Here is a 22,736-nt window from a genome sequence, read left to right on the forward strand (position 1 = left end):
GACGAAGATGGAGGGATGAGCGACGTGCTCGACCGTTTCACTCCCGCGACACAGGACTGGTTCCGGGGTGCGTTCCCCGCGCCCACGCCCGCGCAGGCGGGTGCGTGGGACGCGATCTCGGCCGGCAAGCACGCGCTCGTGGTGGCGCCGACAGGCTCGGGAAAGACGCTCTCGGCCTTCCTGTGGGCGATCGACAGCGTGTTCCGCGAGCGCATGGCCGAGACGGCCCCGACCGTGAAGGGCGAGCCGCGCACGCGCATCCTCTACATCTCGCCGCTGAAGGCCCTCGGCGTCGACGTCGAGCGCAACCTCCGTTCCCCGCTGATCGGCATCGGTCAGTCGGCCCGGCGTCTCGGGGTGCCGTCGCCCGCGGTGACGGTCGGGGTGCGTTCGGGCGACACGACCTCGAGCGACCGGCGCAAGCTGGTGTCCGATCCGCCCGACATCCTCATCACGACCCCCGAGTCGCTGTACCTCATGCTCACGAGCCGCGCGGGCGAGACGCTGCGCGGGGTGCACACCGTGATCATCGACGAGGTGCATGCGGTCGCCGCCACCAAGCGCGGCGCACACCTCGCCGTGAGCCTGGAGCGGCTCGACGCCCTGCGCCGCGCGAACGGCATCGAGAAGCCGGCGCAGCGCATCGGCCTCTCGGCCACGGTCCGACCCATCGACGAGGTGGCGCGGTTCCTCGGCGGCTCGGCTCCGGTCGAGATCGTCGCGCCCCCGGCATCCAAGACCTTCGAGCTCGGCGTGGTCGTGCCGATGGACGACATGACCAACCCGCCGCCTCCTCCCGGGGTGACAGGCGATGCGGTCGATGCCGAGTACACCGAGGTCACCGGCTCCGTCTGGCCGCACGTCGAGGAGGCGATCGTCGACCGCATCCTGCAGAACAACTCGACCATCGTCTTCGCCAACTCCCGTCGCCTGGCCGAGCGCCTCACGGGGCGTCTGAACGAGATCTACTCCGAGCGCATCGGCGTCGAGCTGCCGGCCGCGACCGTGCCCGCGGCCATGATGGCGCAGGCCGGAGCCACCGCAGGCGCCGACCCCGTGCTCGCGAAGGCGCACCACGGGTCGGTCTCGAAGGAGCAGCGGGCTCAGGTCGAAGAAGAGCTCAAGTCGGGCGTACTGCGCTGCGTCGTCGCGACGAGCAGCCTCGAACTCGGCATCGACATGGGTGCGGTCGATCTCGTCATCCAGGTCGAGGCCCCGCCGTCAGCGGCCTCCGGTCTGCAGCGCGTCGGGCGCGCCGGGCACCAGGTGGGCGAGATCAGTCGGGCCGCGCTCTTCCCGAAGCATCGCGGCGACGTGCTGCACACGGCGATCGTGACCGAGCGGATGCTGGCGGGCAAGATCGAGGCGATCCAGGTCCCGCGCAATCCGCTCGACATCCTCGCGCAGCAGACGGTCGCGGCGTGCGCGCTCGGAGCGATCGGCGTGGAGGAGTGGTTCGAAACGGTCCGCCGGTCGGCACCGTTCCAGGCGCTTCCGCGTTCGGCCTACGAGGCGACCCTCGACCTGCTCGCCGGCCGCTTCCCCTCCGACGAGTTCGCCGAGCTGCGACCGCGACTCGTGTGGGATCGCGATGCGGGCACGTTGACGGGGCGTCCGGGTGCGCAGCGCATCGCGGTGACCAGCGGTGGCACCATCCCCGACCGCGGCCTGTTCGGCGTCTTCGTCGCGGGCGAGACGACCGGCGCCCGCGTGGGTGAGCTCGACGAGGAGATGGTCTACGAGTCGCGAGTGGGCGACGTGTTCACGCTCGGCACGACGAGCTGGCGGATCGCCGAGATCACACACGACCGCGTGAACGTGATCCCCGCTTACGGGCAGCCCGGCAAGGTGCCGTTCTGGCACGGCGACGGCATCGGCCGTCCGTTCGAGCTCGGCGAGGCGCTGGGCGCCTTCTCCCGCGAGGTGTCGGCGGCCACTCCCGAGAAGGCGGCACAGAGACTCATCGATGCCGGGCTCGACGAGCAGGCACGGGCGAACCTCATGGCCCACCTGACCGAGCAGCGCGAAGCGACGGGCACGCTCCCCACCGACCGCACGCTCACGGTCGAGCGCGGTCGCGACGAGGTCGGCGACTGGCGCGTGATCCTGCATTCCCCGTACGGCATGAAGGTGCATGCGCCGTGGGCGCTCGCCATCAACGCCCGGGTGCGTGAACGTCTCGGCGTCGAAGGGTCGGCGGTGGCGAGCGACGACGGCATCATCGTGCGCATCCCCGATGCCGAAGCCGAGCCGCCCGGTGCCGAGCTCTTCGTGTTCGAGCCCGACGAGCTGGAGCGCCTCGTGACGGAGGAGGTGGGCGGCTCCGCGCTGTTCGCCTCCCGGTTCCGCGAGTGCGCCGCACGCGCCCTGCTGATGCCCCGCATGAACCCGAACAAGCGCACACCGCTGTGGCAGCAGCGGCAGCGGTCGGCCCAGCTGCTCGAGGTGGCCAGGCGTCATCCGACGTTCCCGGTGATCCTCGAGACGTTGCGTGAGGTGCTGCAGGACGTCTACGACCTCCCCTCCCTGCGCAGGCTCGCGACGTCGATCGCCGACCGCCGCGTCCGCCTGGTCGAGACCGAGCCCGGCCAGCCGTCGCCGTACGCCCGCGACCTGCTGTTCGGCTACGTGGGCGCGTTCATGTACGAAGGCGACTCCCCGCTCGCCGAGCGCCGCGCGGCCGCACTCTCGGTCGACCCGGCGCTGCTGGGCGAGCTGCTGGGCACGGTCGAGCTGCGCGAACTGCTCGACCCCGACGTGATCGCCCAGTTCGAGCGCGAGGCTCAGCGCCTCGACCCCGACCGCCGTGCCCGCGGGCTCGAAGGCGTCGCCGACCTGCTGCGTATGCTCGGCCCGCTCGACGCAGACGAGGCCACCGCACGACTCGACCCCGAGTCGATCGCCGACACCTCGGCCGCCGCGCTGCTCGACGACCTGATCACCGCGCGCCGGGCGATCCCCGTCACGATCGCCGGCGCGAGCCGGGTCGCCGCGATCGAGGATGCGGGTCGCCTGCGCGATGCGCTCGGGGCGGCGCTGCCCACAGGCATCCCCGTGGCGTTCCTCGAACCCGTCGCCGACCCGCTCGGCGACCTCGTGGCCCGCCACGCCCGCACGCACGGCCCGTTCACGACGGATGCCATCGCCACCCGGTTCGGACTCGGTGCTGCCGTCGCCCGGCACACGCTGCAGCGCCTCGAGACCGCGGGTCGCCTCACGAGCGGATACTTCCTGCCCGAGGCGGCCGGCAGCGCAGACGCCGTCGAGTGGTGCGACACCGAGGTGCTGCGCCGCCTCCGGATGCGCTCGCTCGCCGCCATCCGCGGCTCGGTCGAACCGGTCGCCCCCGAGGCGTACGCCCGGTTCCTGCCGGACTGGCAGCACATCGGGCGACCGCTCGACGGCGTCGACGGCGTGCTCAATGTGATCGAGCAGTTCGCCGGCGTGCCGATCCCGGCGAGCGCGTGGGAGTCACTGGTCCTCCCCTCCCGGGTGCGCGACTACTCCCCCGCGATGCTCGACGAGCTCACGGCCGCCGGCGAGGTCATCTGGTCCGGCCACGGCACCCTGCCGGGGCGCGACGGGTGGGTGTCGCTGCATCCCGCCGACCTCGCGCCGTTCACCCTGCCCGAGCGCGACGCGGAGATCGCATCCGACTCCCTCGAGTCACGCATCCTCATCGCGCTCGACGTGGGCGGCGCCTACTTCGCCGGGCAGCTGAAAGACATGGCGGCGGCCGAGAACGAGCAGTCCGTCCTCGAGGCGCTGTGGTCGCTGACGTGGTCGGGCTACGTGACCAACGACACGTTCGCCCCGATCCGCTCTCTCCTCACCGGGGGCTCGCAGGCGCACAAGGTCAAACGCCGAGCCCCCCGTGCCCGCACCTACCGCGGCGTGTCCTTCACGGGTGCCGCCGCTCCCCGCCCGCCCTCGATCGGTGGGCGCTGGTCGCTGCTGCCCGCGCTCGAGACCGATCCCGCCCGCCGGGCGACCGTCACCGCCGGCCTCCTGCTCGACCGCTACGGTGTCGTCACCCGTGGTGCGGTGCAGGCCGAGGGCGTCCCCGGCGGCTTCGCCCAGGCCTACCGGGTGCTCGCCGGTTTCGAAGAGGCGGGCCACTGCCGCCGCGGCTATGTGATCGAGAAGTTGGGCGCCGCACAGTTCGCCGCCTCCGGCACGGTCGACCGGCTGCGCACGTATGCCGGTCTCGCCGATCCGCCACCCCGCAAGGCCGTGACCCTCGCCGCGACCGATCCCGCGAACCCCTACGGTGCTGCGCTCGGCTGGCCCAAGCTCGACGGGGTGTCGCACCGTCCCGGTCGCAAGGCGGGAGGCCTGGTCGTGCTCGTCGACGGCGCCCTCGTGCTCTCGCTGGAACGCGGCGGCCGCACGGTGCTGTCGTTCAGCGACGACGGCGAGGTCCTGCGCGCCGCAGCCACTGACCTCGCAGCCACCGCGCGCAGCCGCCGACTCGACACCCTGACCGTCGAGAAGATCAACGGCGAGGGCGTCTACGGCACCGAGCTCGCCCTCGCCCTGCAGGAGGCCGGGTTCGTGGCGACCCCGCGCGGGTACACCCTCCGCAAGGCCGTCTGAGCGATGCCCCTACGCTGGAAGCCATGATCCGAGAGTTTGCCACCGGCATCCGCACCCTGCTGCGCGGGTTCGGGCTGTGGCGCACCAGACCCGGTCTCATGATGCTCGGGCTGATCCCCGCGATCATCGCCGTCGTGGTGCTCGCGGCGGCTCTCATCCCGCTGGTGCTCAGCATGCCGTCGCTGTCCGCCTGGCTGACCCCGTTCGCCGAGGGATGGTTCGAGCCGTGGAGAGGTCTGCTGCGCGCCGCCGTGGGCCTCGTGGTCGTGGCGGCCGCACTCGCGCTCGCCAGCGTCGTCTTCAGCGCCCTGACCCTGACCATCGGCGACCCGTTCTACCAGCGAATCTGGCACGCGGTCGAAGTCGATCTCGGTGACGCACCTCCGGCCGACGGCGGCAGCTTCTGGACCACTCTCGGCGAGGGGCTCCGGCTGGTCCTGCTCGGCATCCTGATCGCCGTCCTCGTGCTCCTGATCGGGCTCATCCCGGTCGTCGGCGGGTTCCTCGGCGCCATCGCCGGTGTCGTGCTCACCGGTCGGCTGCTCGCCCGCGAGCTCACGGGGCGCGCCTTCGATGCACGCGACCTCAGCCCGGCGGACCGTGCCGCCCTGTTCTCGGGCAGCCGAGCACGGGTTCTCGGGTTCGGCGTCGCGACCCAGCTCTGCTTCCTGATCCCCGGCGGCGCGGTCGCGATCATGCCCGCCGCCGTCGCCGGCAGCACGATGCTCGCGCGCGACATGCTCGCCCGCTCAGGAGCCCCCGCACCGCCCCTGCCCACGGCCCCGCCACCACCCGCACCGCCACCACCCGCACCGCCACACGCTCCCCTCGGAGCACCCTGATGCCCGAGGGCGATACCGTCTTCCGCACGGCGCGACGTCTCGACGAGGCCCTGGCCGGTGCGGAGGTCACCCGATTCGACCTCCGGGTCCCCCGATTCGCGACCCTCGATCTGACCGGGCAGCCGGTGCATTCCGTGGTGCCGCGCGGCAAGCATCTGCTGATGCGCATCGGCGACAGCACACTGCATTCGCATCTGCGCATGGACGGCGCCTGGTTCGTGTACCGACCCGGCGAGAAGTGGCGCCACCCGGCCTTCAAGGTGCGCGCGATCGTCGGCACGGCGCACCGCGAAGCCGTCGGCGTGGACATCGCCGAGGTCGAGGTCGTCCCCACCCGTGACGAGGAGCAGCTCGTCGGGTATCTGGGGCCCGATCCCCTCGCCGACGTCTGGGACGCGGCCGAGGCGGTCCGACGCCTCGGAGCCGACACGCGCAGCATCCATGTCGCCCTGCTCGATCAGCGCAACGTCGCAGGATTCGGAAACGAGTACGCCGCAGAACTCCTGTTCCTGCGGGGAATCCTGCCGACGACGCCGACGCCGGAGGTCGATGTCGCCGCCCTCCTCGACCTCGGTGTACGCACGATCCGCGCCAACCGCGATCGCGCCGACCGCACGTTCACCGGCGTCAATCGCGGCGGCCAGACCACCTGGGTGTACGGCCGCGTCGGACGCCCGTGCCGACGCTGCGGCACCCTCATCAGACGCGGTGAGCAGGGCGCGGATCCGACCCGAGAGCGCATCACCTTCTGGTGCCCCTCCTGTCAACGCTGACCACATCCATCCGCGGGAATGAATCCACCCCCGGCGTGGTTGTTGGTATATCCGGAGAACTCCGGAGCACGGGAGGAATCGTGGGCAAGAACTACGTCGACATCGAGAACGACCAGGGCGCGACGCTGCGGTATCGCAAGCACGCGAACGGCCGGGGTCTCGTCGCGCATGGCGCGAAGGTGCACCCGAAGGCGCACATCGAGGCGGGTGCCTATATCGAACCCGGAGCGCGCGTCGGCGCCGGGGCGACGATCGCGCGCGGTGCCTGGATCGATGAAGACGCCGTGATCGGCGAGGGTGCGTTCGTCGACGCGCACGCGCACGTCGGACATGGCGCAGCCATCGGCGACCACGCCTACGTGGGCGTCCGCACCGACATCGGTGCCGGAGCGCGCATCGTCCGCGGCGCCAGGATCGGCGACGACGAGACGGTCGCCGCCGGGCTCACCATCGCGACGGACCAGAAGGGCCTCTGGCTCGCAGCCTGATTCCGGCCCGTGGCCTGCCACGGGCGGGGTCGAGCGCTGGACTACAGCAGGCGCCGCTCCGACGCCCACGCCGTGAGTTCGTGGCGCGATGAGAGCTGCAGTTTCCGCAGCACGGACGACACGTGCGTCTCGACCGTCTTGATCGAGATGAAGAGCTCGGACGCGACCTCTTTGTAGGCGTAACCGCGGGCGATGAGGCGCATGACCTCCTGCTCGCGTGCCGAGAGCCGGTCGAGTTCGTCCGTCGCGGTCGCGGTCTCGCCGGCCACCGCACCGAACGCGTCCAGCACGAACCCGGCGAGCCGTGGCGAGAACACCGCATCCCCGTCGGCGACCGCCCGCACCGCACTGCTGACCTCGATACCCGACGACCCCTTGGTGATGTAGCCCCTGGCGCCCGCCCGGATCACCCGCACCACGTCGGCCGCCGCGTCGGAGACGCTCAGTGCGAGGAACCGAGTAGCCGTCGTCGACGAACCGCGGATCACCGCCTCGCCTCCGGCTGCGTCGTCGCCGCTCCCGCCGGGCAGGTGCACGTCGAGCAGCACGACATCGGGCTGCGTCTCGCCGATCACGGCGATCGCGGACGGCACGTCGGCGGCCTCGCCCACGACGTCGACGCCCGCGTCGAGGTCGGCCCGTAGACCGGAGCGGAAGATCGAGTGGTCGTCGACGATCACGACCCGGATGCTGTCAGCCACGGTTCTCCTCCCGTGCGGGCGCCGGACGCGGCGCCGGTCGATCCTGGTGCGCGCTCGCGGTGATGCGCAGATGCACTTCGGTGCCGTTCTCGTCGCTGCGGACCGCTCCGCTGCCGCCCGCGCGACGCATCCGTCCGATGATCGACTCACGCACGCCCAGGCGGTCGCTCGGCACGTCGTCGAGCTGGAATCCCGTCCCGCGATCGCGGATGAAGACGTCGACGCCCGCGGCGCTCCCCTCGATGTACACCGAGATCTCGCCGCCCGCGTGCCGGGCCGCGTTCAGAATCGCCTCCCGTGCCGCCGCCGCGAGCTCCCCGCTCGCGCGCTCGGTGGAGAGCCCCGCCGAGACGACATCGATGCGCACCGGATAGTCGAGCTCGAGCGCTCCCGCATAGTCACGCAGGTCGGTCGGAAGGTCGCTGTCGGCGGGAGCATCTCCGTCATAGAGCCAGGCACGCAGCTCACGCTCCTGCGCCCTGGCGAGGCGCGCGGCCTCGCTGGAGGCACCGGCCCTGTTCTGGATCAGCGCCAGCGTCTGCAGCACGGAGTCGTGCAGGTGGGCGGCCATCTGGCTGCGCTGCTCCTCGCGGATGCGGCGTACCCGCTCGCCGGAGAGCTCTCTCCACCGCGGGATCAGCGTCGATGACACCACGGCCGCGAGTCCGGCCAGCGGGAGGAGCACGAGCGCCACGCCCGACCGCGCGACGGGCCAGGACAGCAGGATCGTGAACAGCAGTGCCAGGAGCAGGATCGAGAGGATCCGGATGCTCATGGTGTGCCGGGGCCCTCGGGCCGTGTCAGTCCGATCGATCAGAGTGGCCCAGAGCCCCGCGCCCGTCGCGAAGGCCACTGTGCCGCCCACGACGACCGCGGCGATGTCCGGTGGGATCGACCCGCTCAACCAGTCGTTGCCCCCGCGCCAGACGAGCACGACGAGCATTCCGACCGCCGCAGGAGCCAGCAGCAGCCAGGCCACCGGCATCCGTCTGGTCGGTGCACTGTCGCCCTCCGTCCACGGTGTGAACATCCAGCACCACGCGTACAGGAGCACGCCCGCCCCGCCGCACAGCGTGAGAGCGATGAACAGCGCTCGCACCGTCCACACCCGCACGCCCAGATGGCGCGCGAGCCCGGTGCTGACACCGGCGACCAGGCACTCACGATCCCGCGTCAAGGGCGGGCGCGGCGGTGCGGCCGCGCGCGGAGGTCGCACCGGAGCGTGCGCCGAAGAGGACATGGGGCAATCCAATCACCCGCACGGGCGCTCCAGGTGCTCCCCTGCCCGGAATCAGGGTCCGCTCAGGGGTTCCCCCCATGGCAGCCGTCCCCCTGTCGCCGCCAGGATCGAAGTATGACGATTCCGACTGCGCCCCCGCCCCCTGCCGACCCCGCCGCTCCGGCCGGCGGCGCTCCGGGCACCGACATCCCGCGCGGCGCCGATCGCTTCCTGCTCTGGGTCGCCGGTCTCGGCGTCGCCCGGTCCGAGGGCTGGCTGGGTGGCGTCGCCGCAGGCATCGCGGCCCGACTGCGCATCGACCCGCTGATCGTGCGCGGCGTCCTCGTGGTCGCCGCACTGTTCGGCCTGCCGGTCATCTTCCTCTACGCCGCTGCGTGGGCGCTGCTGCCCGACATCGACGGACGAGTGCACGTGCGCGACCTGCTGCGTCGCGACTACCAGCCCGTGCAGTGGGGGATCCTGGCCATGGCCGTCATCGGCCTGTTCCCGACCGCCCCGCTCGCCGGCCGTCTGTTCGGCCTCGGATACGACGGCTGGTCGGCTCTGTCCCTCATCAGCTGGATCCTCGGCCTCGTCCTCGTCGCCGGCCTGCTCTTCCTGATCGTGCGTGCTGCCAGCCGCACCCCGGGTGCTTCCGCGTCTGATCTGCCGATGGCTTCCGCAGATCAGACGGCCCCGGCCGCGTCCGCCCCCCTCGACGGTTCGGGTACCGCCGAGGGGGCGGACGCCACTCTCCCGACGGAGGGGTACACAGCTGCCGACACGGTGGCGGAGCCTGCAACGCCGGATGCCTCGCTCGCCCTGACTCCCCCCGCTCCGCCTGCTCCTCTGCCGCCCGGGCCGCAGGACCCGGCCGCTCTCGAGGCCTGGCGCGCCCAGCACGCCGCCTGGAAGGAACAGGACCAGGCGTGGCGGCGCCAGCAGCAGGACGTCGAGCGGGCCGCCCGCGACCAGCTGCGACGTGAGCGCCAGGCCGAGGCCGCCGTGTTCGCGGCGGAGGCGGCAGAGCGCCGTCGAATCCGCCGCGCATCGAACCCCCGCGCCGGATTCGCGTTCGCCGCGACCATGATCGGCCTCGCGATCATCACGGGCGCCGCCGTCGGTCTCGTCACCGGTGGCGAGGCCCTCGGTGGAGCGCTGGGTCTGCTCGCCGCGGCCCTCATCCTCGCACTCGGGATGATCGTCGCCGGAGCATTCCGTCGGCGGAGCGGCTTCCTGGCCTTCGCGACCATCCTCACGCTGATCGGCGGGCTCGTGGCCGGCGCCTTCTCCGCCTTCCCGGGAGTCACGCTGGGTTACGCCTCGATCGGCAACAACGCACCCGCCCACGTCCGTCAGCCGTTCGGAGACGTGTACGTCACGCTGAACCCGCACGATGACGGCCCCCGGTCGATCGTCGTCGACAAGGGGTCCGGGAACACGTTCGTCTACGTCCTACCGGGAGTGGAGCTCGACCTGCGGGCCGCCGTCGATACGGCCACCGTCTCGTGGACGCGGCGGGACGAGGAGACGGGCGAGACCGTCGACAGCGGCGTCTGGCCCGTCGGCGACCGCGACGGCGATTCGTCCGTGGCGGTGAAGATCGCGGCGGAGAACGCCTCGATCACCACCGTCCAGCCCGTCACCATCCACCAGACGGCCGGCGAGATCGCCGTCATCGTCATCGAACCCGTGAAGGAAGACCAGTGATGAGCACGCCGACGATCGCCGAGACGACCACCCCTCCCCGCACCCGCTGGGCCGCCATCATCTGGGGCCTTCTGTTCGCCGCGATCGCGACGACAGCCCTGTGGATGATCGCCGACGATGACCGCCGAGACGCGGTCGCGGACGGACTCATGGCCCTGACGCCGACCACGATCGTCACGATCCTCCTGCTCACCGTGGGTGTGCTGCTCCTGGTCGGCGGGGCCGCCGGGCTCATCCGCCGTGCGCAGCGGAAGCTCGTGGCGGCGACCCCCCTACCGGCACCCGAGGTTCCTGCGCCGCTCGCCGAGTAACCTTGACCCCATGGCGAATCAGGGAAGACGGCCCGCGAAGGGCGCGAGCAGGGGATCACCCGTGCGCCGGAACAAGGCCGCCCCCGCCGAGCGGTTCCCTCCGCAGAAGCCGAAGAAGCCGACCGCCAAGGTCGTCTTCGACGCCCCTCAGCCCGAGCCTGAGGCTCCGCGCACCTTCCGTCTGGGCGCAGTACCCGGCGCGACGCCCGGCAAGTGGATCGACGCCTGGAAGCGGAGGATGCCGCGCGTCCCCCTCGAACTCGTGCCGATCGAGGCCGCCACGCAGCGCGCCGCGCTCGACGAGGTCGACGCGGCGCTCGTGCGCCTGCCTCTCACGGACGAGTCGCTGCACATCATCCCCCTGTACGACGAGGTTCCCGTGGTCGTCGCCGCAGCCGACTCGCACCTGATGGCGGCCACGGAGCTCACGCCGGCAGACCTCGAGGGCGAAGTCGTGATCGGACTGACCGACGATGTGCTCGGCCCACTCGGCCTCCCCGGCACGGTCGCGGCGGCGTTCGCCCCACTGCGGACCGACGAGGCGGTCGCGACGGCGGCTTCCGGGGTCGGCATCGTGATCGTCCCGATGTCGCTCGCCCGCCTGCACCACCGCAAGGATGCCGACCACCGCGTCCTGGCCGGCGGACCGACCTCGACCGTCGCCCTGGTCTGGCCGCGCGAGCGCACCACGCCCGACGTCGAGACGTTCGTCGGCATCGTCCGCGGTCGTACGGCCAACTCCTCGCGGTGACCGCGTCGGCCCGACCCCCGCGCGATCGTTAGAATCTCCTGATGGCCTCGCTCCTCTACGTCTGCGTGCGTCCCGAGATCGGGGCGGCGGATGCTGAGCACGCCTCCTTCCGTCGGGCCCTGGGCGTCGATGTGGTCGACCGGCTCGATCTGCTGCAGACGCCGCTGCACCTCGAACGCCTGCGCGGGTATCGCGGCATCGTCGTGGGGGGCTCGCCGTTCAATGTCTCCGACACGGTGAAGTCCGCCGAGCAGCTGCGCGTCGAGGCCGACCTGCGCACGTTGGCCGATGCGGCGATGACGGCCGAGATCGCGGTGTTCTTCACGTGCTTCAGCATCGGCGTCGTGACGCGCATGCTCGGCGGCGAGGTCGTGACCGATACCCCGGAGCCCGCGAGCGCCACCGTGATCGACACGACCGAAGCCGGCGCGACCGATCCCGTCTTCGGTCCCAGCGGCTCCGCTCTGACGGTGTTCACGGCGCACAAGGAGAGCGCGGCGAGCACCCCGCCCGGCGCGGTCTTGCTGGCGACCAACGAGGTCTGTCCGGTGCAGGCCTACCGGGTGGGCACGCACCTGTACGCCGCCCAGTTCCACCCCGAGCCCACTCCGCGCGACTTCGCCGACCGGATGACGTTCTACCGCACCACCGGCTACTTCGACCCGGACGAGTTCGACGCGGTGCAGCAGCAGGTGCTCGCGGCATCGGTCACCGAGGGGGCGGCGCTCCTGCGCCGCTTCGCCGAGACCTTCGTCTGAGTCAGCAGGCCCGCACGCCGCGGATCCGCCTCAGCTCGACGCCGAGTCCCGCAGCAGAGCCACCCGTTCACGCAGGTATGCCTCCAGCGGCATGAATCCACCCGCGGTGCTCCAGCGCACGGACGGCACCCCGTCGACCAGGGCCAGCGGACCGGATGAGCCTCCGGCGTCCACCGCATCGACGTCGATCACGCTCCACCCCACGTGCACGACGTCGCCCTCGTCGAATCCGCCGCGCAGCGCCTCGGCTCGACGCTCGGCGCGTTCCCTCGCCGACTCGGCCGTGTAGCCGCGGCGTCCCGGATCCGCCGCACGCAGCACCTCGGCCGTGGCCAGCGCGTGCGTCTCGGTCAGCAGCAGCACCCCCAGATGCCAGGCCTCGCCGACCCGCACGATGCGACGCCCGCGCCACCGGGAGTCGCGCTGCTCACCGAGCCCCTCCTTCGAGACGCCGGCGAGATCCTGAACAGCCTGTGTCAGGAGGGCGGATGCGGTGGTCACAGCTCCCCCTGCACGGCCTCGCCGGCACGCGCGGGCCCGACGACCTCGGCACGATCTCCGCGCAGCGTCATACCGATCAGCGGATAGAGCAGCACCGACAGCATTCCGGCGCCGACCAGGGCGGCCGCCGTGCCGGTGTCGAGCATGTCCTGATCCACCCCGATCGCGGTGACCGCGACGATGATCGGCAGTCCGGTCGCCGCGAGCAGGCCCAGCGCGGCCCGATCGCGGATGCTCGCTCCCGCCGGTGCGGACAGCTGGGCGGCCGAACCGCGGATCACGAGCAGCGCGACCAGGAAGATCGGCACCAGGGCCAGAGCACCCGACGAGGTGAGCAGTGCCTGGAGGTCGAAGGTGACACCGGTGTAGAGGAAGAAGATCGGCACCAGGAATCCGAACGCGATCGCCTCGATCTTGCTCTCGACCTGCTCGGCCGACTCCTTCGGCGCGCGCGTCATGATGATGCGCCACACCGCTCCCGCGACGAACGCCCCGAGCAGCATGTCGAGGTCGAGCATGACGCTGAGTCCGACGAGCGCGGCGATGAGCAGGATCACGAAGCGCACCCCGAACTGGTCGGAGGTGTGCAGGGTGGCGAGGACGATGCGGTGCAGGCGGCCGTGCGGCACGCGATGCGCCAGCAGCACCGCGAGACCGGCCAGCACCACGAAGGTCAGCAGCACGGCGGTGGCGATCGGCGTGGTCCGCGTGCTCAGGAAGATCGAGATCGCGATCAGCGGCAGGAACTCCCCCACAGCCCCGATCGCACTGATCGCACGGCCGAAGGGGGTGTCCAGCTCGCGGGCGTCGCGCAGGATCGGCATCAGCGTGCCCAGCGCCGTCGAGCTGAGCGCGATCCCGATCACGACCATCCCCTCGCCCGGCGCGAAGAAGAAGCCCAGACCGATGCCCAGCAGCACGCTGAGGAGCCAGCCGAGAGAAGCACGGGCGAGTGGCTTGCCCGCGACCATCTTGAAGTCGATCTCGGTGCCCGCCACGAAGAACAGGAGGGCGAGGCCGAAGTCGCTGAGCTTCTCGAGCAGCGGTCCCGGCTCGACCCAGCCGAGCACCGCAGGGCCGACGAGGATGCCGAGGACGAGCTCGAACACCACGATCGGCACCCTGACGATCGGCCGCACACCGCGCGCGAGCAGCGGCGCGGCTACCGCCAGCAGGGGGATCAGCACCAGGCCGAGGTCGCTCGCTTCCATGCTCTCAGGGTAGGTGAGGCCGCCGCCGCGCGGTTGCAGCGCAGCGGGTGATGTTCGGCGATTCGCCCGCTCGGCGCATCCACGGCAGAATCGATGCACACCCTCGAGGAGCCCCCATGTCTCAGCCCGATACCGCCCGCCTGCTCATCGCCTGCGACGACCAGCCCGGCATCGTCGCCGCCGTCGCCGGAGTGCTCGCTCAGCACGGGGCGAACATCATCTCGCTCGACCAGCACTCGACGGATTCCGAGGGCGGACGCTTCTTCCAGCGCACCGTCATCCACCTCGACGGGCTCTCGGCCGCGCGCCCGGCGCTCGAAGCCGACATCGCGGCCGTCGCCGAGCGCTTCGGCATGGACTGGTCGCTGCACGACGTCGCCCGTCGCAAGCGCGTCGCGATCTTCGTCTCGAAGTACGACCACTGCCTGATGGAGCTGCTGTGGCGCACGCAGCGCGGGCAGCTCGACATCGACGTCACCATGGTCGTCTCCAACCACCCCGACCTCGCCGAAGCGGTGCGATCGTTCGGTGTGCCGTTTGTGCACATCCCCTCGGGTGACAAGGTCGCCATGGAGGAGCGTCAGCTCGAGCTGCTGCGCGGCAACGTCGACCTCGTCGTGCTCGCCCGCTACATGCAGATCCTCACCGACGACTTCATCACCCGCCTCGAGGCCCCGGTGATCAACATCCACCACTCGTTCCTGCCCGCCTTCATCGGCGCGAACCCGTACGCGCGCGCCAAGGACCGCGGCGTCAAGCTGATCGGCGCGACCGCGCACTATGCGACGGCCGACCTCGACGAGGGGCCGATCATCGAGCAGGACGTCACGCGCGTGACCCACTCCGAGTCGGCCGCAGAGCTTCAGAGCCGCGGTGCCGACGTCGAACGCCTGGTGCTCGCGCGGGCGGTGCAGTGGCATGCCGAGGACCGCGTGATCGTGCACGGCAAGTCCACGGTCATCCTCTAGAGCCGCCCCGTCGGGCTCCGGAGTGGGACCTCAGGCGCGGACGCCGAGGATGTCGACCGCGAGCCCGTGGGAAGCAGCGGCGAGGCGTCTGTCATTCGTCCACAGCTCGGTGCAGCCGGCGATCTGAGCTGCAGCGAGGTGCACGGCGTCAGGCGTCTTCACCCCGAAGTCGGCGCGCAGCTCGGCCGAGCGGACGAAGACCGCAGCATCCAGGTCCACCTCCTCAAGCCGTTCGAACATCGCGAGATAGCGGTCTCGCAACTCGGGATTGCGTTCGCGCAAAGGGCCGACCAGACATTCGTGAAGAGCAAGCGGACTCGATGCCACCGTTACGTCGACCTCTCGGAGCGCGTCTTGGACTGCGATACCCCGGGGCCCCTCGTCTTCGATCGCGTAGATCAGGATGCAGGAATCCAGATAGATCATTCCCAGGAGTCCCGGCTTTCGGCGATCTGGGCATCGAGTTCGGCGGCGGAGCGAGAGAGGCGCCGAGGCAGCGGGTCCTGCTCGATCCACTCCACGAGGAGCCGTCCACTGCGCACCAGGTCGACCGGCCCGATCGGCACGAGCTTCGCCACCGGCTTCCCGCGCTTGGTGATGACGACGTCTTCGCCCGCCTGAGAGTCCGCGATCAGCCGCGACAGACTGTTGCGCGCCTCGAGAACGTTGTGACTGCTCATCTGGCCATGATAGCCATCTAGCTGGCTAGGAGCAAGAGACCGGAACGCCCACACCCACTCCACCCGCTGCCACGCCCCCGCTCCCATCCGCACCCTCCGCGCCGGCCCGCACCCTCCGCTCCGGTCGCAGTTCCCGTCGCCCCCAGGCCGTCAGCGCGGCAGGAAGTGCGACCGGAACGAAGCCGAGCGAGCGTCAGGGAGCTACCGGAACCCCCGCCACCAGCTCCGCGAACACCTCGGCGGCGGTGTCGTACTGCACGAGCGGGGCGGCCTGACCCATCCACAGCGATTGCAGCTCGCCGAGGTTCTGCTCACCGGCCGCGGTACGGAAGCGTCCGGTGAGCCAGTTCTGCATCGGGAACTGGGCGATCGTGCCGCTCGCCTCGATCGCCCGCACGGCGCGGTTGCGTCTGCCTCGGGCCAGGCGTCCGCTCATCGCGCGCGTCAGCACGGTCTCGTCCGCGGCGGTCGAGCGGATCGCGTCGCGGTGCGCCGCGGTGGCAGCCGACTCCGAGGTCGCGAGGAACGCCGTCCCGACCTGCACGCCGGCGGCCCCCAGCGCGAATGCCGCGGCCACTCCACGCCGGTCCGCGATACCTCCGGCCGCGATCACGGGAACGTCGACCGCATCGACCACCTGCGGCACCAGCGCGAACGTCCCGACGAGCGAATCCTCGGCAGGGCGCAGGAACGACACCCGATGCCCGGCGGCCTCCGCACCGGTCGCGACCACGGCGTCCACTCCGGCAGCGGCGAGCGCCACCGCCTCGGCCACGGTGGTCGCCGTGCCGACGATCCGGATGCCGCGGCTGTGGGCCTCGTCGACCAGGGCATCCGACGGCACCCCGAACACCACGCTGAGCACGGTGGGCTCGATCTCCCAGATCGCCTCCAACTGCTCATCGAGCGACGGGATATACCGCTCCGGGCGGGCGGGCACGTCGACGCCGACCGCCTCGTAGAACGGCTGCAAGGCCTGGGCGAAGATCATGTGCTGCGGGTTCGGCTCGACCTCATCACCCGTGGGGAGCCAGATGTTCACCGCGAATGGACGGTCGGTCAGAGCGTGCAGGTCGGCCCCGATCGCGCGGATGCGGGCGGCGTCGTAGCCGTACAGGCCGAATGATCCCAGTCCGCCCGCGTTGCTCACCGCGGCGGTGAGCGTGGTGGAGGAGAGTCCGCCGAACGGACCGAGGATGATCGGATGCTCGATCCCGAGCAGGGCGCGAAGGTCACTCATGCTTCGACGTTACGCCCCGCGGCGCACCCTCGAGGCCGACCGTGACGGTCCGACGCGCAGGCCCCGGTGATACTCTCGTCGCAGGAGGGAGCGCGCACATGAGCGAGTGGTTCGGGCAGATGCTGAGCTTCGTCGCGACCGCGCTCGGTCTCGTCTCGATGCCCGACGCGGCAGCTCTCGGCCTCGCGATCGCGCTGCTCGCCGTGACCGCGCTCACGCTCGCCATCGTGCTGAGCGTGCGCCCCGAAGCCACCGCCGACGCCCCGCATCCGCTGCGGGCCATCGATATCGGCACCCTCCTCACGCAGAGCGATCCTGATGCCGCCGGCCACCCCCGCCCGCGGGCGCCGGGAGTCGCGACCGCCGCGTAGTCCGTTCACTCGACGGGACCGCGCGGCCTTCGCCGACCCTTCCCGACCCCACGAACGGACACTTCCATGGACATCTTCGCCTTCCCGCCCCTCGCCGCCCTCCTCGATGCCGCTTACGGCGCGCTGACCGGACTCTCCGACCTTCTCACTCCCCTCGCCGGTGCTTCGGCCGCCGCTCTCGCGGTCGTGCTCGTCACCCTGCTGGTGCGGGCGCTGCTCATCCCCGTCGGCATCTCCCAGGCCAAGGCCGAGCAGACCAGGGCACGCCTCGCCCCGAAGCTGCGCGAGCTGCAGCGCCGCCACAAGAAGAACCCCGAGCGCCTGCAGAAAGAGACGATGGCGCTGTACCGCGCCGAGAACACCTCGCCGTTCGCCGGGATGCTCCCGGTGTTGGCGCAGGCGCCCGTCGTCGGCATCCTCTACACGCTGTTCCTGCGTCCGGAGATCGCCGGCCACCCGAACGAACTGCTCGCCCATGATCTTTTCGGCGCCCCGCTGGGCACGAGCCTGGTGTCTGCCCTCTTCGGAGGCACGGCCACTGGGTCCACGTTCCTGGTGTTCGGCGTGCTGCTGGCGGTGATGATCACGGTCGCCGAGGTCACCCGCCGCGTGTTCCGCCCGACCCCGGTCGAGGGCGACGATTCGCCGATGAACTCCCCCGCCATGCTGCGCCTCGTCTCGGCGATGCACTATCTGACAGCGGTGTTCGCCGCGTTCGTGCCGCTCGCCGCCGCGTTGTACCTCACGGTCACCGTGGTGTGGACGCTCGTGCAGCGCGTGATCCTGCGTCGGCGGTTCCCTCTGCCGGCGCCGGCCGTCAGTCAGGCAGCGGTATCGGCGCAGTGAAGGGACCGGAGGGGCCGCCGTCGCGGCGGTCCCTCCGCACGCCGAGCGTGGTGCCGACGCTCGCGGCGATCACGAGGGCGACGGCCAGCAGCCGCAGCGGCGTCGCATCCTGGCCGAGGATGAGCCACCCGGCGAGGGTGGCGAACGCGGGTTCCAGGCTCAGCAGCACACCGAACACCCGCTGCGGCAGACGGCGCAGCGCCGCGAGCTCGAAGCTGTAGGGGATGACCGACGACAGCACCGCGGTGATCGCCGCGAGCAGCAGGAGCTGCGGATCCATCGCCACCGTCGATGCGGCCGGGATGCCGACCGGGATGAGCAGCACGGCAGCGACCACGAGGCCCATTGCCAGGCCGCTGCTGCCTGGGATGAGGGCGCCGACACGGGCGCTCATCCGGATGTACATGACCCAGAACCCGGCGGCGATGAGGATGAACACCACCCCGAGCGGGTCGAGCGGCTCGGCGCCGATCAGCCCGTCGATGCCCAGCACGACCATGCCGAGGAGGGCCACGCCGACCCAGGCGAAGTCCGCGGCCTTCCGGGTGAGCACCGCAGCGAGCACGAGCGGCCCGAGGAACTCGATCGCGACGGCGGGCCCCAGCGGGATGCGATCGATCGCGGCGTAGAAGAAGCCGTTCATCGCGGCGAGCGAGACGCCGAAGAGCACGGCGGCGAACCACTGCGGACGGGTCCACTTCCCCGGTCGCGGTCGCACGATGACGACGAGCAGGATCGCGGCGATCGCGACGCGCAGCGAGGTCACGCCCCATGGCCCCAGCACCGGGAACAGCTGGGCGGCGACCGCGGCGCCGAAGGGAAGCGAGAGGCAGGAGCCGATGACGAGCGCGACCCCCACGAGGGGACTGGACGCGGCGGGCTTCTGCACCAGACAAGCTTAGGCGGCGGCCCCTGCCGGAACCGCCGCCCATGCTCGACTCAGAGGGCCTTGCCGCCCGTGACCGCGATGACCGAGCCGGAAGTGTACGACGACTCGGTCGACGCCAGGTACACATAGGTCCCGGCCAGCTCCGCCGGCTGTCCTGCCCGCCCGAGCGGAGTGTCGTCGCCGAAGGTCGCCAGCCGCTCCGCGTCCCACCCGGTCGCCGGGATCAAGGGGGTCCAGATCGGGCCGGGTGCGACGGCGTTGACCCGGATGCCCCGGGGTCCCGCCTCCTCGGCGAGCGCCTTCACGAACGCCACCTGCGCGGCCTTGGTCATGGCGTAGTCGATGAGTCCCGGCGAGGGGTTGTAGGCCTGGACGGAAGCGGTCACGATGATGCTCGCACCGGGCTCGAGGTCGGGGTAGGCAGCCCGCGCCGAGAACAGCAGGCCGGCCAGGTTCGTGTCGAACACCCGGCGCATCCGCTCCGTCTCCAGGGTCTCGAAGCCATCGATGTCGTGCTGGTAGCCGGCGTTGAGCACGAGCACGTCGAGTCCGCCGAGCTCACTCCGCGTCTTCGCGACGATCTCGGTCGCGAACGCCTCATCGCGCAGGTCACCGGCGAAGCCCACGCCGGTGCGTCCGGTCTCACGGACCAGGGCGAGCGTGTCCTCCGCGTCGTCCTGCTCCTCGGGCATGTGCGCGATCGCGACGTCTGCGCCCTCACGCGCGAAGGCGATCGCGACGGCCCGCCCGATGCCCGAGTCTCCGCCCGTGATGAGTGCGCGGCGTCCTTCGAGGCGACCGTGGCCGACGTAGGTCCGCTCACCGTGGTCGGGTTCCGGGCGGGTCTCCTCGGTCAGTCCCGGCTGATCCTGGTGCTGTGCGGGAAAGCCCTCCTCGCGGTGCGCGTGCCGGGGGTCGGTGGTGTCGTCGGTCATGGCCGATCCTCCTCATCTCGTCGAACGTGTCGTCGTACGAGACCCACACTCCCTGATCCGCCCCTCCTCCGTCAGGGGGTTGACAGCCCAGGCCGGCGGACAGGGCGTCGTCGACCGCCCCGCAACGAAGAGACCCACCGGCGGACGGACGTCCACGGTGGGTCTCGATGATGTCGATGCGTCTCGAGGAGAGCCCCGAGGTCAGAGCGGAGGGGTGACCGGGACCTCTCCGACGCCGGGTTCGGCACCCGCCTCGGCCGGCTCAGGAACGAGGTAGAGGCCGCTCGGAGCGTTCGCCGTGAACGCCAGCGCCTCGATCCAGGCACGGTTGATGGAAGGCTGGCGGCTGCCGAAGTATTTGAACACGAGCGAGCTGCCGGGCTGGATCCACACGGTGGTGCGCCCGCCGCCCACGCTCGCGTCTTCACGCCAGCTGAACGGGAAGGGCTCTCCGCGCCGCAGCTTCGCGGTGATGACGAGCTGCAGGTGGGTGAGGGCGCGGTCCTCGATCTCGGTCTTCACGCCGCCTTCGTAGACGAACTTTCCCATTGGTGGTGCTCCTTGGTCGCTGCCTGGCCGAGACGACGGCTTCGATCCATTCTCGCGCACTCCGCCGCCCGATACCGCCTCTCGGCCTGCGCCCGTGCCCGATGCCGACTCTGCGTGCCGAAGTCAACCCCCTCGGCGAGACATCGACCGAAGCCTAGCCTCGGGATCACTCGAACTCGAGAAGGGCAATGCCATGAACGACCGACACATCGACGACCGTCCCGACGAGGGCTACACGCCGACCACCACGCATGCCCAATGGGGCGCGGGCAACCCGCGACTGCGCATCACCAGGGACGACGAACGCACCGAGTTCGCACTGAGCGACGACGTGGTGCGGGTCGGCTCGGCCGAAGGCAACGAACTCCGCTTGCCCGACACCGACCCCGTTCACGCCACGATCACGCACGACGACCGCGACGAGTACGTGCTGACGATGCACGGCGAAGGCGAGACGAACGCGAGCCTCGGGGTGGATGCGACCCACGTCGACGAGGACTCAGAGACGCTGCGCACGGGCGCGCACTTCACCGCGGGCCCGTGGACCCTGGTGTTCGCGCGCGACGAGTTCGCCGACCACGGACGACCGTACGGCGGACGCAAGGGCGGCGAGTACTCCGACCAGCCTCTGCAACCTCCCCGTCCCGACTACGACGAGGGCGAAGAGCGATGATCGCGACGGGCACGACCCTGGAGAGCATCTCGCGGTGACCGTGCACGACGACTCCCTCGACGATCTCGACTCCCCGGGCGGCGTCGAGATCGAAGCGACGGGCGAGACCGACTCGGAGAGCTACATCGCCCGGTTGAGCGAACTCGCCACCGAGCGACGACTGCGGCTGGGAGTGGCGGAGTCGCTCACCTCCGGCATGCTCGCGCACACGATCGGCGCCGGTGAAGACGCTTCGGACTGGTTCGCCGGGGGCCTCGTCGCCTACCTCACCGACGTCAAGGAGCGCGTGCTCGGGCTGACGCCCGGAACGGATCCGTGCTCCGCCGCATGTGCCGAGCAGCTCGCCGCGGGCGCGCGGCGCCTGTTCGACGCCGACCTCGCGGTGTCGACCACCGGCGTCGGAGGCCCCGAGCCGCAGGGTGGCCATCCCGCGGGGACCGTCTACCTGGGTTGGGCCACAGCCGACGATGCGGGTCATCGGAAGCTCGCCCTGGTCGGCGACCCCGAAGATGTCCTCGCCGCGACCGTCGATGCCGCGGTCCGCCTGCTCGCCTTCCACGCGGAGGGGCTGCGCCCCCTCGGTCCCCGACGAGGTCAGGAGAACGACGGCTAGGACCTGCGCTCCGGGCGGCTCACTGGCCCGGAACGAGTCCGATCCGCAGGGGAGCACCCGGGGCGGCGGCCTCCACCAGCGCCGCATCGATCTCGAAGAGTCCGCGCACCGCGCCGACCGCGTCCGCGAACGGGTAGGCCCGCCCACGTCCGGCGAGGAAGGCCACGGCTTCCGCGAGTTCGGCCCCCGCGTAGTTGTGGATGCCGGCGACCGTGACCAGACGCCGCACGATGCTCTCGGCGTCGAACGGCACCGGGTCGGCCGGGAACACGCTGCCGACGAGCACCACGGTTCCCCCGACCGCGACACCGACGAGAGCATCGCCCACGGCATGCCCTGACGCCTCGATCACGACGTCGGGCTCGCGGTCGAGATTCGTGGCGCCGAAGCGGGCGGCGAGCGCACGTCGCTCCGGGTTGGGGTCGAGCACCTCGACGGTCGCGCCCTGCTCGGCGGCGATGGCCGCGGCAGAGAGTCCGACCAGCCCCGCACCGTGGATCCGTACGCGCGCTCCGTCGAGGTCACGGTCCTTCGCCGCCCTCGCCACCGCGGCCCAGGCGGTCGCCGTCGCGCACGATGCGGGGGCGAGCACGGCGGCAGGGAGTGCCTCGGGCACGCGCACGATGGCCGTCCCCTCCCTCAGCTGCACGTGGCTCGCGAATGCTCCGGTGAGATCGCCGTGCGCCCCGACGCGGTCATGCCCGTACTTCCCCAGGTCGCGGCACTTCTGCGGCATCCCCTGCAGGCACCGGTCGCAGCTCGCGCACGACACCGTCACCGACCAGACCACCCGGTCTCCGATCCGCAGCGGGCTGCCGTCGACGGTGAGTGCCCCGGTGTCACCGGTCGCGATGACCCGTCCGACGCTCTCGTGGCCGAGCACCAGGGGCGTTGGAGCGGAGCGGCGGCCCTGCACCGTATGCACGTCGGAGCCGCAGATCGTCGACATCTCGACCGCCACGAGCACATCGCCGTCGGCGAGCGCGACGCCCGGCACCGCGATCGTCTCGTGCGGGTGACCTTCGCCGATCCAGACCATCGCGGTCGCCGCCGGGCGCAGCGCGACGTCCCTCCGGTGGCCGGGTGGACGGATCAGCAGCGTTCCCATGTC

At 71.2% G+C, this 22,736-nt stretch carries 24 protein-coding genes; 13 read left to right on the forward strand and 11 right to left on the reverse strand.

Annotation, left to right across the window (positions count from 1 at the left end):
- Positions 1-15 precede the first annotated feature (15 nt).
- The 4 genes from ACFVWL_RS03090 to ACFVWL_RS03105 all read left to right on the forward strand — a co-directional run bounded on the left by ACFVWL_RS03090 (position 16) and on the right by ACFVWL_RS03105 (position 6,699).
- Positions 16-4,596 (forward strand): ATP-dependent helicase, encoded by a 4,581-nt coding sequence (locus ACFVWL_RS03090; RefSeq protein WP_387178330.1) that lies wholly within the window; start codon positions 16-18, stop codon positions 4,594-4,596.
- Between the two features lie 23 nt (positions 4,597-4,619).
- Positions 4,620-5,438, forward strand: a complete 819-nt coding sequence (locus ACFVWL_RS03095) for an EI24 domain-containing protein (protein ID WP_387178333.1) — start codon at positions 4,620-4,622, stop codon at positions 5,436-5,438.
- Positions 5,438-6,211 carry a DNA-formamidopyrimidine glycosylase family protein gene (locus tag ACFVWL_RS03100; protein ID WP_387178335.1) on the forward strand — a complete coding sequence of 258 codons (774 nt, stop codon included), beginning with the start codon at positions 5,438-5,440 and terminating at the stop codon, positions 6,209-6,211. The genes ACFVWL_RS03095 and ACFVWL_RS03100 overlap by 1 nt, the downstream gene beginning before the upstream one ends.
- 80 nt (positions 6,212-6,291) lie before the next feature.
- Entirely contained in the window at positions 6,292-6,699 is a 408-nt protein-coding gene (locus tag ACFVWL_RS03105) for a DapH/DapD/GlmU-related protein (protein ID WP_017829277.1), read from the forward strand.
- A gap of 41 nt (positions 6,700-6,740) precedes the next feature.
- On the opposite strand, the gene ACFVWL_RS03110 is transcribed toward ACFVWL_RS03105, so the two are convergent.
- Both ACFVWL_RS03110 and ACFVWL_RS03115 read right to left on the reverse strand, forming a co-directional pair.
- Complete coding sequence (locus ACFVWL_RS03110) at positions 6,741-7,400, reverse strand: LuxR C-terminal-related transcriptional regulator (protein ID WP_387178338.1); 660 nt, start codon at positions 7,398-7,400, stop codon at positions 6,741-6,743.
- A complete protein-coding gene (locus ACFVWL_RS03115; protein WP_387178341.1) occupies positions 7,393-8,640 on the reverse strand; it encodes a PspC domain-containing protein in 1,248 nt (415 codons plus the stop codon). The genes ACFVWL_RS03110 and ACFVWL_RS03115 overlap by 8 nt, the downstream gene beginning before the upstream one ends.
- A 114-nt stretch (positions 8,641-8,754) precedes the next feature.
- On the opposite strand from ACFVWL_RS03115, the gene ACFVWL_RS03120 reads away from it, so the two are divergent.
- The 4 genes from ACFVWL_RS03120 to ACFVWL_RS03135 all read left to right on the forward strand — a co-directional run bounded on the left by ACFVWL_RS03120 (position 8,755) and on the right by ACFVWL_RS03135 (position 12,149).
- The gene (locus ACFVWL_RS03120; RefSeq protein ID WP_387178344.1) at positions 8,755-10,329 is read left to right on the forward strand and encodes a PspC domain-containing protein; all 1,575 of its coding nucleotides are present in this window, start codon (positions 8,755-8,757) and stop codon (positions 10,327-10,329) included.
- Positions 10,329-10,640: a hypothetical protein gene (locus ACFVWL_RS03125; protein ID WP_387178347.1), complete on the forward strand. Its 312-nt coding sequence runs from the start codon at positions 10,329-10,331 to the stop codon at positions 10,638-10,640. The genes ACFVWL_RS03120 and ACFVWL_RS03125 overlap by 1 nt, the downstream gene beginning before the upstream one ends.
- Positions 10,641-10,701: 61 nt before the next feature.
- Positions 10,702-11,391: a LysR substrate-binding domain-containing protein gene (locus ACFVWL_RS03130; RefSeq protein WP_387178349.1), complete on the forward strand. Its 690-nt coding sequence runs from the start codon at positions 10,702-10,704 to the stop codon at positions 11,389-11,391.
- A 41-nt stretch (positions 11,392-11,432) separates the two neighbouring features.
- Complete coding sequence (locus tag ACFVWL_RS03135) at positions 11,433-12,149, forward strand: GMP synthase (protein WP_387178351.1); 717 nt, start codon at positions 11,433-11,435, stop codon at positions 12,147-12,149.
- A 30-nt stretch (positions 12,150-12,179) separates the two neighbouring features.
- Here ACFVWL_RS03135 and ACFVWL_RS03140 read toward each other — a convergent pair whose 3' ends face one another.
- Both ACFVWL_RS03140 and ACFVWL_RS03145 read right to left on the reverse strand, forming a co-directional pair.
- The gene (locus ACFVWL_RS03140) at positions 12,180-12,650 is read right to left on the reverse strand and encodes a glutaminase (RefSeq protein WP_387178353.1); all 471 of its coding nucleotides are present in this window, start codon (positions 12,648-12,650) and stop codon (positions 12,180-12,182) included.
- Positions 12,647-13,861 carry a cation:proton antiporter gene (locus tag ACFVWL_RS03145; RefSeq protein WP_387178355.1) on the reverse strand — a complete coding sequence of 405 codons (1,215 nt, stop codon included), beginning with the start codon at positions 13,859-13,861 and terminating at the stop codon, positions 12,647-12,649. Before ACFVWL_RS03145 ends, ACFVWL_RS03140 begins: the two co-directional genes overlap by 4 nt.
- 116 nt (positions 13,862-13,977) lie before the next feature.
- On the opposite strand from ACFVWL_RS03145, the gene purU reads away from it, so the two are divergent.
- Complete coding sequence (gene purU, locus ACFVWL_RS03150; RefSeq protein WP_387178357.1) at positions 13,978-14,829, forward strand: formyltetrahydrofolate deformylase; 852 nt, start codon at positions 13,978-13,980, stop codon at positions 14,827-14,829.
- Between the two features lie 30 nt (positions 14,830-14,859).
- On the opposite strand, the gene ACFVWL_RS03155 is transcribed toward purU, so the two are convergent.
- From ACFVWL_RS03155 to ACFVWL_RS03165, 3 genes are all read right to left on the reverse strand, one after another.
- Positions 14,860-15,255, reverse strand: coding sequence for a type II toxin-antitoxin system VapC family toxin (locus ACFVWL_RS03155; protein ID WP_387178360.1), 396 nt, complete (start codon positions 15,253-15,255; stop codon positions 14,860-14,862).
- Positions 15,252-15,509: a type II toxin-antitoxin system Phd/YefM family antitoxin gene (locus ACFVWL_RS03160; protein ID WP_105526303.1), complete on the reverse strand. Its 258-nt coding sequence runs from the start codon at positions 15,507-15,509 to the stop codon at positions 15,252-15,254. The genes ACFVWL_RS03155 and ACFVWL_RS03160 overlap by 4 nt, the downstream gene beginning before the upstream one ends.
- 193 nt (positions 15,510-15,702) lie before the next feature.
- Entirely contained in the window at positions 15,703-16,749 is a 1,047-nt protein-coding gene (locus tag ACFVWL_RS03165; protein WP_387178362.1) for an NAD(P)H-dependent flavin oxidoreductase, read from the reverse strand.
- Positions 16,750-16,847: 98 nt separating this feature from the next.
- Between ACFVWL_RS03165 and ACFVWL_RS03170 the strand changes: the two genes are divergently transcribed.
- A complete protein-coding gene (locus tag ACFVWL_RS03170; RefSeq protein WP_387178364.1) occupies positions 16,848-17,120 on the forward strand; it encodes a DUF6412 domain-containing protein in 273 nt (90 codons plus the stop codon).
- A gap of 66 nt (positions 17,121-17,186) precedes the next feature.
- Entirely contained in the window at positions 17,187-17,966 is a 780-nt protein-coding gene (locus ACFVWL_RS03175) for a YidC/Oxa1 family membrane protein insertase (RefSeq protein WP_387178365.1), read from the forward strand.
- On the opposite strand, the gene ACFVWL_RS03180 is transcribed toward ACFVWL_RS03175, so the two are convergent.
- From ACFVWL_RS03180 to ACFVWL_RS03190, 3 genes are all read right to left on the reverse strand, one after another.
- On the reverse strand, positions 17,938-18,855 hold the full coding sequence (locus ACFVWL_RS03180; protein WP_387178368.1) for a DMT family transporter: 918 nt from the start codon (positions 18,853-18,855) through the stop codon (positions 17,938-17,940). The genes ACFVWL_RS03175 and ACFVWL_RS03180 overlap by 29 nt on opposite strands.
- A gap of 50 nt (positions 18,856-18,905) precedes the next feature.
- Positions 18,906-19,790, reverse strand: a complete 885-nt coding sequence (locus ACFVWL_RS03185) for an SDR family oxidoreductase (protein ID WP_387178370.1) — start codon at positions 19,788-19,790, stop codon at positions 18,906-18,908.
- Between the two features lie 201 nt (positions 19,791-19,991).
- The gene (locus ACFVWL_RS03190) at positions 19,992-20,339 is read right to left on the reverse strand and encodes an ATP-dependent DNA ligase (RefSeq protein WP_387178372.1); all 348 of its coding nucleotides are present in this window, start codon (positions 20,337-20,339) and stop codon (positions 19,992-19,994) included.
- Between the two features lie 193 nt (positions 20,340-20,532).
- Between ACFVWL_RS03190 and ACFVWL_RS03195 the strand changes: the two genes are divergently transcribed.
- Both ACFVWL_RS03195 and ACFVWL_RS03200 read left to right on the forward strand, forming a co-directional pair.
- Positions 20,533-21,012, forward strand: coding sequence for an FHA domain-containing protein (locus ACFVWL_RS03195; protein ID WP_387178374.1), 480 nt, complete (start codon positions 20,533-20,535; stop codon positions 21,010-21,012).
- Positions 21,013-21,046: 34 nt separating this feature from the next.
- Complete coding sequence (locus ACFVWL_RS03200) at positions 21,047-21,625, forward strand: CinA family protein (RefSeq protein ID WP_387178377.1); 579 nt, start codon at positions 21,047-21,049, stop codon at positions 21,623-21,625.
- A gap of 19 nt (positions 21,626-21,644) precedes the next feature.
- Here the strand turns inward: ACFVWL_RS03200 and ACFVWL_RS03205 are convergent, their stop codons facing one another.
- The gene (locus tag ACFVWL_RS03205) at positions 21,645-22,733 is read right to left on the reverse strand and encodes an alcohol dehydrogenase catalytic domain-containing protein (protein ID WP_387178380.1); all 1,089 of its coding nucleotides are present in this window, start codon (positions 22,731-22,733) and stop codon (positions 21,645-21,647) included.
- Between the last annotated feature and the right edge of the window lie 3 nt (positions 22,734-22,736).

Source organism: Microbacterium sp. NPDC058269 (assembly GCF_042881445.1).
In the GTDB taxonomy this organism is placed as follows: Bacteria; Actinomycetota; Actinomycetes; order Actinomycetales; family Microbacteriaceae; genus Microbacterium.